This is a genomic window from Deinococcus aquaedulcis, from assembly GCF_019693445.1.
GTDB lineage: Bacteria > Deinococcota > Deinococci > Deinococcales > Deinococcaceae > Deinococcus > Deinococcus aquaedulcis.
In genome coordinates, this window is the sequence record NZ_JAHRBL010000001.1 from 621,801 (window position 1) to 635,327 (window position 13,527).

The 13,527-nt window shown below is 68.7% G+C and carries 14 protein-coding genes and 1 pseudogene; 9 read left to right on the top strand and 6 right to left on the bottom strand.

Translation table 11 applies throughout. From position 1 onward, the window contains the following. Positions 1-223: 223 nt before the first annotated feature. The 3 genes from KMW22_RS02905 to KMW22_RS02915 all read left to right on the top strand — a co-directional run bounded on the left by KMW22_RS02905 (position 224) and on the right by KMW22_RS02915 (position 3,711). Positions 224-1,357, top strand: coding sequence for an N-acetylmuramoyl-L-alanine amidase family protein (locus tag KMW22_RS02905; protein WP_328774566.1), 1,134 nt, complete (start codon positions 224-226; stop codon positions 1,355-1,357). Between the two features lie 158 nt (positions 1,358-1,515). After that, complete coding sequence (gene malQ, locus KMW22_RS02910; RefSeq protein WP_221088487.1) at positions 1,516-3,021, top strand: 4-alpha-glucanotransferase; 1,506 nt, start codon at positions 1,516-1,518, stop codon at positions 3,019-3,021. A 102-nt stretch (positions 3,022-3,123) separates the two neighbouring features. Further along, positions 3,124-3,711, top strand: coding sequence for a cob(I)yrinic acid a,c-diamide adenosyltransferase (locus tag KMW22_RS02915; protein WP_221088488.1), 588 nt, complete (start codon positions 3,124-3,126; stop codon positions 3,709-3,711). A gap of 244 nt (positions 3,712-3,955) precedes the next feature. On the opposite strand, the gene KMW22_RS02920 is transcribed toward KMW22_RS02915, so the two are convergent. The 5 genes from KMW22_RS02920 to pdxR all read right to left on the bottom strand — a co-directional run bounded on the left by KMW22_RS02920 (position 3,956) and on the right by pdxR (position 8,717). Then, entirely contained in the window at positions 3,956-4,783 is an 828-nt protein-coding gene (locus KMW22_RS02920) for an ion transporter (RefSeq protein ID WP_221088489.1), read from the bottom strand. A 71-nt stretch (positions 4,784-4,854) separates the two neighbouring features. Continuing rightward, on the bottom strand, positions 4,855-6,012 hold the full coding sequence (locus KMW22_RS02925; protein ID WP_221088490.1) for a glutathionylspermidine synthase family protein: 1,158 nt from the start codon (positions 6,010-6,012) through the stop codon (positions 4,855-4,857). Further along, on the bottom strand, positions 6,009-6,395 hold the full coding sequence (locus tag KMW22_RS02930) for a hypothetical protein (protein ID WP_221088491.1): 387 nt from the start codon (positions 6,393-6,395) through the stop codon (positions 6,009-6,011). Before KMW22_RS02930 ends, KMW22_RS02925 begins: the two co-directional genes overlap by 4 nt. Before the next feature lie 127 nt (positions 6,396-6,522). Continuing rightward, positions 6,523-6,912, bottom strand: a complete 390-nt coding sequence (locus KMW22_RS02935) for a hypothetical protein (RefSeq protein WP_221088492.1) — start codon at positions 6,910-6,912, stop codon at positions 6,523-6,525. A 302-nt stretch (positions 6,913-7,214) separates the two neighbouring features. Then, complete coding sequence (pdxR, locus tag KMW22_RS02940) at positions 7,215-8,717, bottom strand: MocR-like pyridoxine biosynthesis transcription factor PdxR (RefSeq protein WP_221088493.1); 1,503 nt, start codon at positions 8,715-8,717, stop codon at positions 7,215-7,217. 18 nt (positions 8,718-8,735) lie between these two features. Between pdxR and KMW22_RS02945 the strand changes: the two genes are divergently transcribed. The 4 genes from KMW22_RS02945 to KMW22_RS02960 all read left to right on the top strand — a co-directional run bounded on the left by KMW22_RS02945 (position 8,736) and on the right by KMW22_RS02960 (position 12,066). Continuing rightward, the gene (locus KMW22_RS02945) at positions 8,736-9,188 is read left to right on the top strand and encodes a GNAT family N-acetyltransferase (RefSeq protein ID WP_221088494.1); all 453 of its coding nucleotides are present in this window, start codon (positions 8,736-8,738) and stop codon (positions 9,186-9,188) included. Beyond that, on the top strand, positions 9,185-9,805 hold the full coding sequence (locus KMW22_RS02950) for a pyridoxamine 5'-phosphate oxidase family protein (protein ID WP_221088495.1): 621 nt from the start codon (positions 9,185-9,187) through the stop codon (positions 9,803-9,805). Before KMW22_RS02945 ends, KMW22_RS02950 begins: the two co-directional genes overlap by 4 nt. Beyond that, a complete protein-coding gene (locus KMW22_RS02955; RefSeq protein ID WP_328774567.1) occupies positions 9,802-10,683 on the top strand; it encodes a DMT family transporter in 882 nt (293 codons plus the stop codon). The genes KMW22_RS02950 and KMW22_RS02955 overlap by 4 nt, the downstream gene beginning before the upstream one ends. Before the next feature lie 135 nt (positions 10,684-10,818). Then, positions 10,819-12,066 (top strand): aspartate aminotransferase family protein, encoded by a 1,248-nt coding sequence (locus KMW22_RS02960; RefSeq protein WP_221088496.1) that lies wholly within the window; start codon positions 10,819-10,821, stop codon positions 12,064-12,066. 186 nt (positions 12,067-12,252) lie between these two features. On the opposite strand, the pseudogene KMW22_RS02965 reads toward KMW22_RS02960, so the two are convergent. After that, positions 12,253-12,891, bottom strand: a pseudogene (locus tag KMW22_RS02965) (transposase); the annotation flags it as partial. Between the two features lie 84 nt (positions 12,892-12,975). Between KMW22_RS02965 and KMW22_RS02970 the strand changes: the two are divergent. Both KMW22_RS02970 and KMW22_RS02975 read left to right on the top strand, forming a co-directional pair. After that, a complete protein-coding gene (locus tag KMW22_RS02970; RefSeq protein WP_221088498.1) occupies positions 12,976-13,275 on the top strand; it encodes a transposase in 300 nt (99 codons plus the stop codon). Continuing rightward, positions 13,272-13,527 (top strand): hypothetical protein (locus KMW22_RS02975; protein WP_221088499.1); only part of this gene is annotated, 256 nt, incomplete at its 3' end. The genes KMW22_RS02970 and KMW22_RS02975, both read left to right, overlap by 4 nt.

Consider the following 13,527-nt stretch of genomic DNA (forward strand, 5'->3'; position numbering starts at 1 on the left):
CTCGGGGCGAAAGGGCGGCCCCTGCGTTCGGCCCACGCCGCGTTCCTTGCTGGACCGTCCACTTCAGAACGGTTGAGGGTGAACACCTGGGGCCACTCTGGTCGGTCGGCGTCTTCGATTGCGGCGCCACCGCAGGTCCATCCCCTCGCCCCCATCTTTTCCTGGCACGCCGCCTCATGGTCTGTCATCCGCACGCTGGGCGCGGGGCGCTAAGCTCGGCGCAGTGAAGCCCGCAGCTGTTTTCCACCCGGTCCGGCGCGCCGCATGGCCGCTGCTTGTGTTCTGTGCGCTGTCGTGCGCCCTGGCCGTCCCGCGCGTGGGCCAGCACGACGGCTACACCCGCCTCGTGTTCGACTTGCCGCGCACGGCCGCCAGTCAGGTGAAGGTGACGGGCCAGAGCGTCACCGTGAAGCTGGACGTGACCCTCAAGACCGAACAGGGCCCCCTCAGCGCGCCCGGCGTGACGGCTTACGCGGTGGCGGGCGGCACCGTGTCGGTCACGCTGGCCCGGGGCCACGCCCTGGCTAAGGTCAGTGTGTTGCCCCCGGCCTCGGGGCAGAGCGCGCGGCTGGTCATTGACGTGCCCACCAGTGCGGCGGCCTCGCGCCTGCCCGCCACGCCGGCGCCCGCAGCGGCTGTGCGCCCGGCCAGCGTGGTCACCCAGTCGCCCACCGTCCGGCCCCGCGTGGTGCTGGATGCCGGCCACGGCGGCAACGACCCCGGCGCCGTCAGCCGCTGGGTGCGCGAGGAAGACGTGACCCTGGATATCGCCCTGCGCACCCGCGCGGTGCTGGTGGAACACGGCGTGGACGTGGTCATGACCCGCACGGGTGACCAGCACCTGAGCCCCAACAAGGGCGCCGACCTGGAAGCCCGCTCGCGTCTCGCCGCCACCGGGCAGGTCAGCGCCTTCGTCAGCATCCACGTGAATTCGGCCGGGCCCAGCGCCCAGGGCATCGAGACCTTTTATTTCGGGCAGCCGCTGGCAGGCAGTTCGCGCAGTCTGGCGGTGCAGGAAAACGGGGGCGGCAGCGTGGGCGAGGAACTGACCCGCAAGGCCGCCGGGCTGGCCCAGAACCTGCTGGGCGACATTCTGGCGCAGGCCAAGGTGGCCTTCAGCCGCCAGCTGGCGACCCGGGTGCAGAGCCGCCTGATCGGCGCCACCGGCGCGGTGAACCGGGGGGTCAAGACCGACGCCTTTTACGTCATTCGTAACCCCACCACACCCGCCATTCTGGTCGAGGTGGGGTTTGGCAGCAGCCCGGTGGAAGGCCCCCGGCTGGCCCAGGCCGCCTACCGCGACCGTATTGCCCAGGCCCTGGCGCGCGCCATTCTGGATTTCCTGAACACCAAGTAGGGGCCGGGTGGCGCCCGCGCTCACCGCAGCGCGCCCTGACCCCTGATCAGCCCAGGCGTGGTGCGAGCGGCGGGCAGCACTGTACTATCCTCATATTCTGGAATCACTTCCACCCCCAGAAGTGACACGGCCCCATCTGCCTGTTCGGAGGTTCATCCATGACCATTTCACGTTCCAGCGGCGTTCTGCTGCATCCCACCAGCCTCCCCGGCCCCTACGGCATTGGTGAACTGGGCCAGCACGCGCGCACCTTTATTGACTGGCTGGCCCAGGCCGGCCAGCGGTACTGGCAGGTGATGCCCCTGGGCCCCACCGGCTACGGTGACAGCCCCTACCAGTCGTTCTCGGCCTTTGCTGGCAACCCGTACCTGATTGATCTGGTCGCGCTGCGCGAGCACGGCCTGCTGGACGAGCACGACTTTGCCGACGCCCCCAGCTTCTCGGCCGAGAAGGTGGATTTCGGCCTGCAGTACGTGTGGCGCAACCAGATGCTGGCCCGCGCCCAGGCCCGGTACGCGGCGGGCAGCGCCCCCCATCTGCGCCCCGATTTCGAGGCCTTCAAGGCCGCCGAAGCCGACTGGCTGGACGACTACGCCCTGTTCATGGCCCTCAAGGAAACGCACGGCGGCCTGCCCTGGAACGCCTGGGAAGCCCCGCTGCGCGACCGCGACCCCCAGGCCCTGGCAGCGGCGGCGGAGCGCCTGCGCGACACCACCGAGCGCGTGAAGTTCGTGCAGTTCCTGTTCTTCCGCCAGTGGACCGTGCTGCGCCGTTACGCCGCTGAGAAGGGCATTCAGGTGATCGGGGACATTCCGATTTTCGTGGCCCTGGATTCCAGCGACGCCTGGGCCGCGCGCGATCAGTTCTATTTCGACGATCAGGGCCAGCCCACGGTAGTGGCGGGCGTGCCGCCGGACTATTTCAGCGAAACTGGCCAGCTGTGGGGCAACCCGCTGTACCGCTGGGACGCCATGCAGGCCGACGGCTTTCAGTGGTGGATCAAGCGCTTTCAGGGCAGCCTGAAGCTGTACGACGTGATCCGCATTGATCACTTCCGGGGCTTCGCCGGCTACTGGGAAATTCCCTTTCCGGCTGAGACCGCCATTCATGGCCGCTGGGTTCCTGCGCCCGGCCACGCCATGTTCGAGGCGGTGCTGGGTGCGCTGGGCGAACTGCCCATCATCGCTGAGGACCTGGGCGTGGTGACGCCCGACGTGGAGAAGCTGCGCGACGATTTCCAGTTTCCCGGCATGGCAGTGCTGCAGTTTGCCTTTGGCGGCGGCGATTTCAGCGTGAACGATTTCCTGCCACACAACCTGCGCGAGAATCAGGTGGTCTACACCGGCACCCACGACAACGACACCACGCGCGGCTGGTGGCGCGCGGCCGATGAACTGGAGCGCCACAACTTCCGCGTGTACACCAGCAGCGATCCCAGCGAGGAGACGTTTGCCGCCCTGCTGACGCGCATGGCCTTCGAAAGCCGCGCCAAGCTGGCCGTGGTGCCCCTGCAAGACATCTTTAACCTGGGCACCGATGCCCGCATGAACCTGCCCGGCACCACCGGCGACCACAACTGGACCTGGCGCTACCGCCCCGAAGCCCTGCGCGCGGACCTGGCCGTGGCCCTGCGGCAACTGACCGAGGACACCGGCCGCCTGTAGCGGGAAGAGGCAGAAAGCAGATGGCGGGGGTTGTTGCCTTCGCTATCTGCTTTCTGCTATTGCCCGCCTGTCCATCAACCATCAACCCTCTACAGTATCCCCATGAAGCTCTACACCAAGACAGGAGACGGCGGCACCACGGGCCTGTACGGCGCCGAGCGGGTCAGCAAGGCCAGCGCCCGCGTGGAGGCCTACGGCACGGTGGACGAACTGAATTCGTTCATTGGGCTGGCGCGCGCCCACAACACCCGCAGCCACAAGCCGGACCCCGCACTGGACCAGGACCTGGAGTACCTGCAAAACGCCTTGTTCGACATTGGCGCCGATCTGGCCACCCGCTCCGGTTCGCGCTACGAGGCCAAGCTGTCGCGCATAGACGCCCAGGACGTGACCTTTCTGGAAGCCATGATTGACCGCTACCAGGAAGCGGCCCCGCCCTTTACCGGCTTCGTGCACCCCGGGGGCACGCCCGCCGCCGCCACCCTGCAGGTGGCCCGCGCGGTGGCCCGCCGCGCCGAGCGCGAGGTGATTCGCCTGCAGGCCGAGGAAGAGATCAATATCCAGGTCGTGATCTACCTGAACCGCCTGTCGGACCTGCTGTTCATCATGGCCCGCGCCGCCAACCAGGGGGCGGGCCTAACGGAAGAGGCGTGGCTGGTCAAGGGCCGCCGCCCCCATACGCTGGAGTAAGCAGGTCGGTAGGAGGCGCAAGAACGGCCCGGTGGCTGCATCAGCCCGGGCCGTTCTTGTGGGTGGTGTGGGTCAGACAGGGTGGATTCGTCCTGGGCCACTTTCTGCGCTCTGGGCACTACGCGCACCCACAACCGTTCAAGTCGCGCGGACCTGCACTGCGGCCCAGGACGGCTGGGAGGCACCACGTGGCTCTACTCAAGGTTGTGCGCGGCCATCTGAATGCGGTCCTCCTGCCCCTGTCCTATTCCAACGGTTCGCCGCAGTGCGGGCAGTAGCGCATGGAGCGGGCGGCGGCCTGTTCTTCCTGACGGAGCCGGGCCAACTCTTCGGCAAAGCCGCTGGCCACCATCCCGGCCGGCAGGGCCACCATGCCCACGCCGAACAGCATGATCAAGCCGGCCGCCGCCTTGCCCAGTGGCGTGGCCGGGTACACGTCGCCGTACCCGGTGGTGGTCAGGGTCACCACCGCCCACCACAGCGCCTGGGGAATGCTCTCGAAGCCTTTGGTGCCCGCCCCCGCTTCCACCTGGTACAGCACGCTGGCGGCGATAAACACCAGCACAATCACGATCAGCACAGTGGTCAGCAGTTCGCCCGCGCGCTGGGCGATCACCCGGCCGATCAGCTGCAGCGAATCCGAGTAGCGGCCCAGTTTCAGCAGCGACAGCAGTTTCAGTAGCCGCAGCCCACGCAGGCTGGCCAGGGCGGCGCTGCCGGGAACGAGCAGCGAGAGCAGCACCAGCAGATCAATCAGGGGCAGGGGCGCGGTGGCGTAGCGCCAGTAATCGGCTGGGCGTGAACCGTAGCCGGGCCGCAGCGGCGTCACGTACAGCCGCGCCAGATATTCGGCGCCGAACACCGCCGCGCACACGTAGTCAAAGGCCCGGATGGCCGCGCCATATTCCCGCTCCACACTGGGCACCGTGCCCACGATGGTCAGGGTCACGGTCAGCAGGATCAGCACCACCAGCAGCGCGTTAAAGAGGCGCTCGGCCAGCCCTGCGCCGTCGGTGGGGTCCAGAAAGTCGCTCAGGCGGTGCATCAGGTCCGGGTGGGTGGGGCGGGGCATGGGGGGTCCTCCGGGGGCGGGGATCTGGGCCAGCCCCCGGTCCCCGCCTTCATCGCTCGCCCGGCCCATGCTCAGAGCACCACGTGGGGGGCGAAGGTGGCGCGGTTGTCGGTCACGCGGCTGCGGCCCTCGCGGATGCCCAGGCCGCAGACCTCGGCGCCGGCCACCCACACGCCCAGCACCGGGTAACGCGGGCCGTCCTCGGCTTCAAAGGTGGGCAGCTCGGTGTAGGCCTGTTCCACCGCTGCAAGGTCGCCGTACACGCCCGGCGTGCTGGCCTGCCCGGGCAGCTGCACATTCTGCCCTTCACGGGAAAACAGCGGCTTTTTCACCACGTTCTCGCCCAGCGCCCCGGGGCTCAGAGTGGCAGGCAGCAGCGCGGGGTGGCCGGGATAGTGCTCGTGCAGCAGCGCCAGCAGGCCCTTGCTGCCAGTGACCGTTTTCCACAGCGGCTCCAGAAAGCGGGTGCCGGTGCTGGCCAGAAAGGCGGCGTCGCGCGATTCCCAGGCATACTCGAAGGGCCACAGCCACATCAGCTGCCGGATGGGCAGGCTCCAGGTATCCAGCAGGTAGCCTTCCTGGGGGCTGGTGCCCAGCTCATCGGCAAACAGAAAGGACCCCCGGATACCCGCCGCCTCGGCCAGTTCGCGCAGGTAGGTCACGGTGGCAATGTCCTCGTCCACCCGCGCCGAACTGAAGGTCACCTCACCCAGCCCCCGCGCCGCTTTCAGGTGCGCCCACTGCTCGCCCAGGCCCTCGTGAATGGTGTTCCACTGCGTGGCCCCGGCGGGCAGTTCGCCCCGGCGCTGGCGGTCTTCGAGCCACTGCCACTGGCTGACCGCCGCTTCCAGCAGGCTGGTGGGCGTCTGGGCATTCACCTCCAGCAGCTTCACGCCGCCCTGGCCGTCGTAGGCCACGTCCAGGCGCATGTACACCGTGGGGTCGTCGCGCTCCCAGGATTCGCGCACCGCCGAGTGCAAAAAGGCAGGAATGCCCAGTTCGGCCAGCCGCCCGCCCTCAATGGCGTGCCCGGTCACGGCCAGCACCATGTCGGTCAGGTCCTGGGTCGTGGCCTTCAGCGTCTCGATTTCCGCCGGGCTGAAGGCATAAAAGCCGTCCTCGCTCCAGTAGGGCACGGGGTGTTCGGGGGTGGCGGCGTACCACGTAAAGCCCACCTCGCGCAGCCGCGCTTCCCAGTCCGGGCGGGGGGGGAGGGTCAGGCGCTTCATCCGCCGTACCCGCTGCTGGAACTGCTGGCGCGGGCGGTGCTCGTCAGGCCGCCGCGTGAGACCGTTGAGGCGCTGTTGACCGGGCTGCCGGTGGGGGCGCTGGCCGCCGGGGACGCACTGGAACGGCTGGCCCGGGCGGCTGCCCCCGCCGCCACGGCGCCCACGGCGGCCTTGGCCGCCTTGCTGGTCTTGCCGGACTTCAGCTTGACCGAGTGGTCGTTGTCGCAGTCGAGTTCGCCGTCGGCCTCCAGTTCACAGCCTTCGGGCACGGTGGCCAGCTGGGCCGGCTGGGTCTGGTAGGTCTGTGCGGGGCTGTCCATGCACGAGGCCAGTAGGCCGGGCAGCACGGTGGTCATCAGGGTCAGGTGAAAGCGTTTGGTCATGGTAGGTCCTTGGCACAAAGGGGGAGGGTGTCAGGCCGGGGGCGGAGGGCCGCCCCCCGGCGCAGTTCTGGCGGGACTGACGCGAGACGTGGCTCTGGTACTCGGCCCGCTTGACGGAAAGGCGGTTTTAGCTGCTGCCGCTGCTGGAGCTGCCAGCGCGTGCGCTGCCGGTAAACCCGCCCCGGCTGACGGGCGCCTTGAAACTGCCGTAGGTGCCCTTTTTGCTGTCGTACGTCAGGCCCGAGCCCGACAGGCCGCCGCTGCTGGTGTAGCCGATGTAGCGCGTGGTGCTGCCCACAATGCGCGCGTAGGGACCGTAATACCCGCCGCCACTGCCACTGCTTTTCTGGCAGGGGTTGGACAGCCCCCGGTTGATCATGCTGCGGTTGGCCGTCAGGCAGTCGGCGTAGGAGTTGTACCGCACGCGGCTGTACCGGTCGAGGTCCAGATCGTCGCCGCAGGCCGAGAGCACGGCAGGCAGCGCGGCGAGAAGAGGAAGGGAGAAGCGCTTTCTCATGTTCCTCAGTACGTAGGCGATCATCCAAAAGTTGCAAGCAGGAGGGGGAAGGGTTTGGCCGTGAGGCGGGGCAGGTGACTCGCTCTCAAGGCAGGCACTTCTGCAACCCTGTGGACGCTGGCGTCTGTTTTTCAGCGTCTCCCGGCACTGTGGGAAAGGAAGCAGCCCGCATTGGCCGGTCTCGCCCGAGGCTGAAAAGTGCCGTGCGAGTGTGCGTCTGGACGCCGAGTCTTTGTTCGGAAAGGTCAGTCAAGCGACTTTGGGACCGAGCGCCCCACCCGGTTCAGCCCTACCCCTCCGCCTTACCCCTGTACCTGTTCCCGAATCAGGCGTGCCAGTTCCCGCCCCCCTGCCTGCGCCTGTGCGGCGCTTAGGCCGCCGTAGCCCAGCAGCAGCGCCTCGGGAACCGGCCCCGCGAAGGTGTAGCTCTCCAGGGTGCTCACGTGGAGGCCCCGCGCCGCCAGGGCTGCGGCGAGGGCGTTCGCCTGCAGGCCCCCCTGCAGGTGCAGGCACAGGTGCAAGCCGGCCTCAATGCCGCCCAGGGTGGCGTGGGGGGCCAGCCCCTGCAGTTCCCCGGTCAGCGCGGCGCGCACCTGCGCGTGCCAGCGCCGGGCGCGGCGAATGTGGCGGTCGGCATGTCCGCCAGCCAGCAGCCAGCACAGGGCCTGCTGCACCGGCAACGGGTGCCCAAAATCCAGCAGGGTGCGCGCCCGCACCAGGGCCGGGCGCAGCGCCGGGGGCGCCACCACAAAGCCGGTGCGCACCGCCGGGGTCAGCACCTTGCTGAGGGTGCCCAGGTACAGCACGCGCCCGGCCGCGCCCGTCTGGGCCGCCAGACTGGCCAGGGTGGGCAGGGGCGGGGCGTCGTAGCGGAATTCGCCGTCAAAGTCGTCTTCCACGATCAGGGCGTCGTGGGTTCTGGCCCACTCCAGCAGGGCGAGGCGCCGGGGCAGGCACATGCGCCCGCCCAGCGGGAACTGGTGGCTGGGGGTCACGTACGCCAGCCGCGCCGGGGGCGTCTGCGGACCCACGATCAGGCCGTCTTCGTCCACGGGGCCCGGGATCAGGGTGTGCCCGGCGTCCAGAAACACCTGCCGCGCGGCGCGGTAGCCGGGGTTTTCCATCAGCACCGCCGAGCCCGGTGGCAGCAACGCCCGCACGATCAGGTTCAGGGCGTGCAGGGTGCCGCTGGTCACCAGCACCTCCTGTTCGCCAGCGGCCAGGCCGCGCTGGCGCCCCACAAAGGCCGCCAGGGCCGCGCGCAGGTCGCGCTCGCCAGCGGGGTCGCCATAGTCGCCGCCCACCGGGGCGCGCGCCGCCGCCGCCCACGCCTGCCGCCACGCGCGGGTGTCCAGCGTGCGGGTGCCGGTCACGCCCAGCCGGAAGTGCAGGCCCCCAGCTGGGGGGTCGGCGTCCACCGGCAGGGGCCCGGTGGGGGGCAGCCACGCGGGCACCGGGGCGGCGGGGGCCACCGGGGCGGGCAGGGCCGGGGTGGCGGGGCGCACGCGGGTGCCCCGGCCCACCTCGGCCTGCACCGTGCCGTCGGCCAGCAGTTCGGCGTATGCGTCCTCGGCCACCCCGCGCGTGACCCCCAGGGCCCGCGCCAGGGTGCGGGTGCCGGGCAGCGGCGCGCCTGCGGGCAGCACGCCCCCCAGCACCGCCGCGCGCACCTGCCGCGCCACCTGGGCGTGCAGCGGCTCTGGGCTGTGCCGGTCCAGGGTCAGGGCAAAGGGCAGGTCGTCGGTCCGGGCCGCAAGTGGCCCCCCGGTCTGCGTCAAAAGTGGAGCTGTGCTGGGGGCCACCATGCCCGCTAGTGTACCCCCATGCCCGCCCGCACCCTGCGTTCTTTGCCCCCAGAGGCGGCGGCCCTGGCCCTGCCCGCCCTGCGCGAACTGCGGCCGGAGTCGCCGCACACGGCGTCCCCCGAAGCCCTGCAGGCCTTCCTGGCCCTCACCCAGCCCGAGGGCTACCGGCTTGTTGGGGCCTTTGAGGCGGACCAGCCCGCCGCCGTGGCTGTGGCCGGCTACCGCGTGATGCACCTGCTGTACGCGGGCCGGACGCTGTACGTGGACGATCTGGTCACCCGCCCCGAAGCACGCGGCCGGGGCCATGCGGGCGCCCTGCTGGCGTGGCTGGAAGGTGAAGCCCGGAACCTCAACTGCACCGAATTCCACCTGGATTCTGGCGTGGGGCCAGCGCGCTACGGCGCCCACCGCCTGTACCTGAACGCGGGCCTGAACCTCACCGCGCACCACTTTGCCAAGGAGCTGCCATGACCACCCCCGCTTTCTACGACCCGGCCGCGCGCGATCCCAGCCTGAGCCGCCGCCCACAGAACCGCCGCGACGACGCCTGGATCGCCGCGCTGCTCTCCCGTGTGCCGCTGGGCCGGGTGGCGACTGTGTGGCAAGAGGATGGCGGCCCGGCGTGGCCGTTCGTGACGCCGCTGGCCTTTGCCTATCGCCCAGAACAGCACGACCTCGTGTACCACACCAACCTCGTGGGCCGCCTGCGCGCCAACACCGCGCAGGGCCACCCCGCCACCTTTGAGGCCTCGGAAATCGGGCGTCTGCTGCCCAGCACCTCGCCGCTGGAACTGGGGGTGCAGTACCGCTCGGTGATCGTGTTTGGCACCGCCCGCGTGCTCACCGACCCTACCGAAGCCCGCGAGGCCCTGACCGTGCTCAGCGAGCGGGTGTTTCCGGGCCTGCGCATTGGGCAGCACACCCGCCCCATTCTGGACAGCGACCTGGCGCGCACAGCAGTCTATTCGCTGGCCATTGAGCGTTGGAGCGGCAAGGAAAACTGGGCAGAGGCGGCCGTGCAGGAAGACGGCTGGCCGCCCCTGCCGCCCGAACTGGCCGGGCCCCGGCCGCTGGGGGCGGCGCTGTGACCCGCGCCGACGCCCTGCAGATGGCGCTGCTCTCGGCCTTCTGGGGTATCTCGTTTCTGCTGATCCGCCTGAGCGTGGAGGTCTTTCCGCCCGCCTGGGTGGCGCTGGGCCGCTCGGTGTTTGGGGCGCTGGTGCTTTGGGGCGCACTGTCGCTGGGCCGCCACAGCCTGCCGCCGCTGCGGCTGTGGAAACCGCTGCTGCTGGTGGCGCTGCTGAACAATGTCATTCCCTGGTCGTTTTTCGCCTGGGGCGAGCAGACCGTCAGCTCCAACATTGCCGCCATCCTGAACGCCACCACGCCGCTGTTCAGCCTGCTCATTGGCCTGGGCCTGCGCGACGCCCAGCTCTCTGGGCGCGTGGCGCTGGGCGTGCTGCTGGGGCTGGGGGGCGTGGTGCTCACGGTAGGCGGCGGCGTGCAGGGCGGGCACGCCACGCTGTTCGGGGTGGGGCTGCTGCTGGCGGCCAGCCTGGGCTACGCCGCCGCCACAGCGGTGGCCAAACGCACCCTGTCGGGCCTGAATCCGGTGGGGCTGGCGCTGTCGCAGCTGGGCCTCTCGGCGCTGATGCTGACCCCCGTGGCCCTGGCCGGCGCGCAGCCGGGGCCCCTGACCTGGACGGCGGTGGGCGCGCTGGCGGTGCTGGGTGTGGTGGGCAGTGGGCTGGCGTACCTGCTGTACTACGGCCTGCTTTCGCGCCTGTCGGCCACGCAGCTCACGGCGGTTACGTACCTGCTGCCGGTCTGGGGCCTGTTCTGGGGTGCGCTGGCGGGCGAGGCAGTGGGTGTCACCTCGCTGCTGGGCGTGGCGGTGGTGCTGGCCGGGCTGCTGCTGCTGAATAGCCCACGCCGGGCGCCCAAACCGGCGCCCGCCCAGGCCTAGCCTGGACACCCGGGGCGCGCTTCCGGGGCCCCAGCCCCTACACTGAACAGGAAGTCGGCGGTTCCGTGGCATCCAGGGGCCAGGGCCGCCCATCACCTGCCGGCCGGCGCAGGCCGCAGCACAGGAGGACCACAGATGACGGCAACACAGAGCAAGTGGCTGGACGCTGAACTGAAGTACGACAGCGGCGTGTACAACAAGCACCACGTCGTGATGACCAGGGGCCTGGGCGCCACCGTCTGGGACGAATCCGGGCGCTCGTACATTGACTGCGTGGCGGGTTACGGCGTGGCGAATATCGGCCACAGCCACCCGGACGTGGTGCGGGCGGTCAAGGAGCAGGTGGACCGCCTGATCGTGATGCCTCAGACGCTGCCCAACGACAAGCGCGCCGAATTCCTGCAGGAACTCGTGGGCGTGCTGCCCCAGGGCCTGGAACGGGTGTTCCTGTGCAACTCCGGCACCGAGGCGATGGAAGCGGCCAAGAAGTTTGCGATCACCGCCACCGGCCGCCAGCGCTTTGTGAGCATGAAGCGCGGCTTTTCGGGCCGCAGCCTGGGCGCGCTGGCTTTCACCTGGGAACCCAAGTACCGCGAGCCGTTCGGCGACGCCGTGGACAACAAGAACGTGGACTTCGTGAGCTACGGCAATCTCGAAGAACTGCGCGCGGCCATCACCGACCAGACGGCCGCCGTGATCATGGAGCCGGTGCAGGGCGAGGGCGGCGTGCGCCCCGCCAGCGCCGAATTCATTCAGGAAGCCCGCCGCCTCACCAAAGAGAAGGGCGCCCTGCTGATCCTCGACGAGATTCAGACCGGCTTCTGCCGCACTGGCAAGATGTTCGCCACCGAGCACTACGGCGTGACCCCCGACGCCATGACGCTGGCCAAGGCGATGGCGGGCGGCCTGCCCATTGGCGCGCTGGCCATGACCGCCGAGGTCGCGGACCGCATGCCCGCTGGCGGCCACGGCACCACCTTCGGCGGCAATCCCCTGAGCATGGCCGCTGGTGTGGCCGCCCTGCGCGCCATGAAGCGCGAAGGCATGGCCGAGCAGGCCCGCGAGAAGGGCGCGTACTTCATGGAAAAGCTGCGCGCCATCCAGAGCCCCAAGATCCGCGAGGTGCGCGGCCTGGGCCTGATGATCGGGGTGGAGCTGAAAGAAAAGAGCGCGCCCTACATCCACGCACTGGAACACGATGAAGGCGTGCTGACCCTGCAGGCCACGCCCCTGGTGGTGCGCTTCCTGCCCCCGGTGACCATCAGCAAGGAGCAGATTGATACCGTGATCGCCGCCTTTGAGCGCGTGCTGCAGAACGTGGACCCCCGCGCCGAACGCCGCGCGGAACTGGCCCAGAGCGCCGAAGAGAAGCAGAGCGAGTAAAGAGGAAATACTCAACCTGGGGCGGCCGTAGGGTCGCCCCAGGTTGGTTTGGTGCTGGGGAAGGGGAGGGGAGGCGTCCCCAGCTCATTGGGAGGGGCAAGATCAGGTCAGGCTTTGGCGGCTCGTGCATGGATGGGTGTTGTCAGGGGAGTTCCAGGACGGGTGATAGCTGTACTTCGGGGATATTCAGGGACCACTGAATAAAGCCGTGCAGGCGCGACAATGTCGGCATTGGGGTGGCAGGGGCAAGTCCCCTGCCACCTCTGCACGAATGGCGGGTACTGTATCGCCTTTGAGGTCGTCGGGCTGCGTCAGGCGGAGCCACTGAAGAAAGTTCAACGCGACCATACAGAGCACGGCGTGATGGTGCAGACCTTGCCAGGACCGCCCCTCGAAGTGGTCCAGGCCGACTTCTTCCTTCAGTTCCCGGTGGGTGAGTTCACACGCCCAGCGCCGTTTGGTGACTTCAATCAGCCGGGAAAATGCTGTCTCTGGTGGGAGATTGCAGGTGTAGTATTTGCGCTCCTCTCCTCGTCGTTGTTCCCCGATGACCCAAGCACCTTGACCAGGCAAATGTTGACCCTGGGCGTTCTCGTCCCCATCTGCCAGCCGGACGTAGACGGCGGCGAAGCGGCCAGACAATGGACCTTTGGTGCCATGTCGCCAGACCAGGTGCTGCCAGGCAGCACCGCTGAGGACCTCCTCGACCGTCTGGCGGTCGTGGGACGTGGTGGGGTATTTGGGCCGTCTTCCCCTGAAGTGCTTGGGAATGGGGATCAATCGGACATCCTTGGGGTAGGCGGTCTGTGTACGAGTTATCCCGACTGGACTGACCCCTTAGGACCGGACCAAGAGGCCAAGCACTTCGTCCCCGTCAGCCCGTAGGCTGACAGCACCGAAGGAGCCAAGATGCCCGGACGCACCCACAGGCGTGAATTCAAGCTTGACATCGTGAACCAGATCAATGGGGGTCACAAGACGACCGCCCAGATCTGCCGAGAACATGCCCTCTCGCCCAGCTTGATTCACCGTTGGCGCAAAGAGGTCGAAGCGCGAGGTGAAGCCGCGTTCACCGACCAGGCCAAACCCGACCAGTCGTTGGAACAACGAATCGCCGAGTTGGAACGATTTTGCGGACAGTTGTCGCTGGAGAACACGATTCTAAAAAAGTCGTTGGCGACGTACCGCTCGAAAAACGGCATCAAATGATCAAGGATGCGCGAGTCGCGCATCCCAAGGTGTCGGTGCGTCGGCTGTGCGAGCTGCATGGGGTCAATCGCTCGTGGTTCTACGAACAGCAGGGCCGGGAGGAGGTGGACGCCGATCAGGCGTTGTCCCAGGCTCAGTACCCGACAGTTTCTCAGATGAGCGTGTGGGACGGAGACAAGCGGTCAATCAGAGACAGGAGAGGTGCATCCTCACGATCAACCTTCCGGCTGATCGCTCGAACCAGGGCGCGTA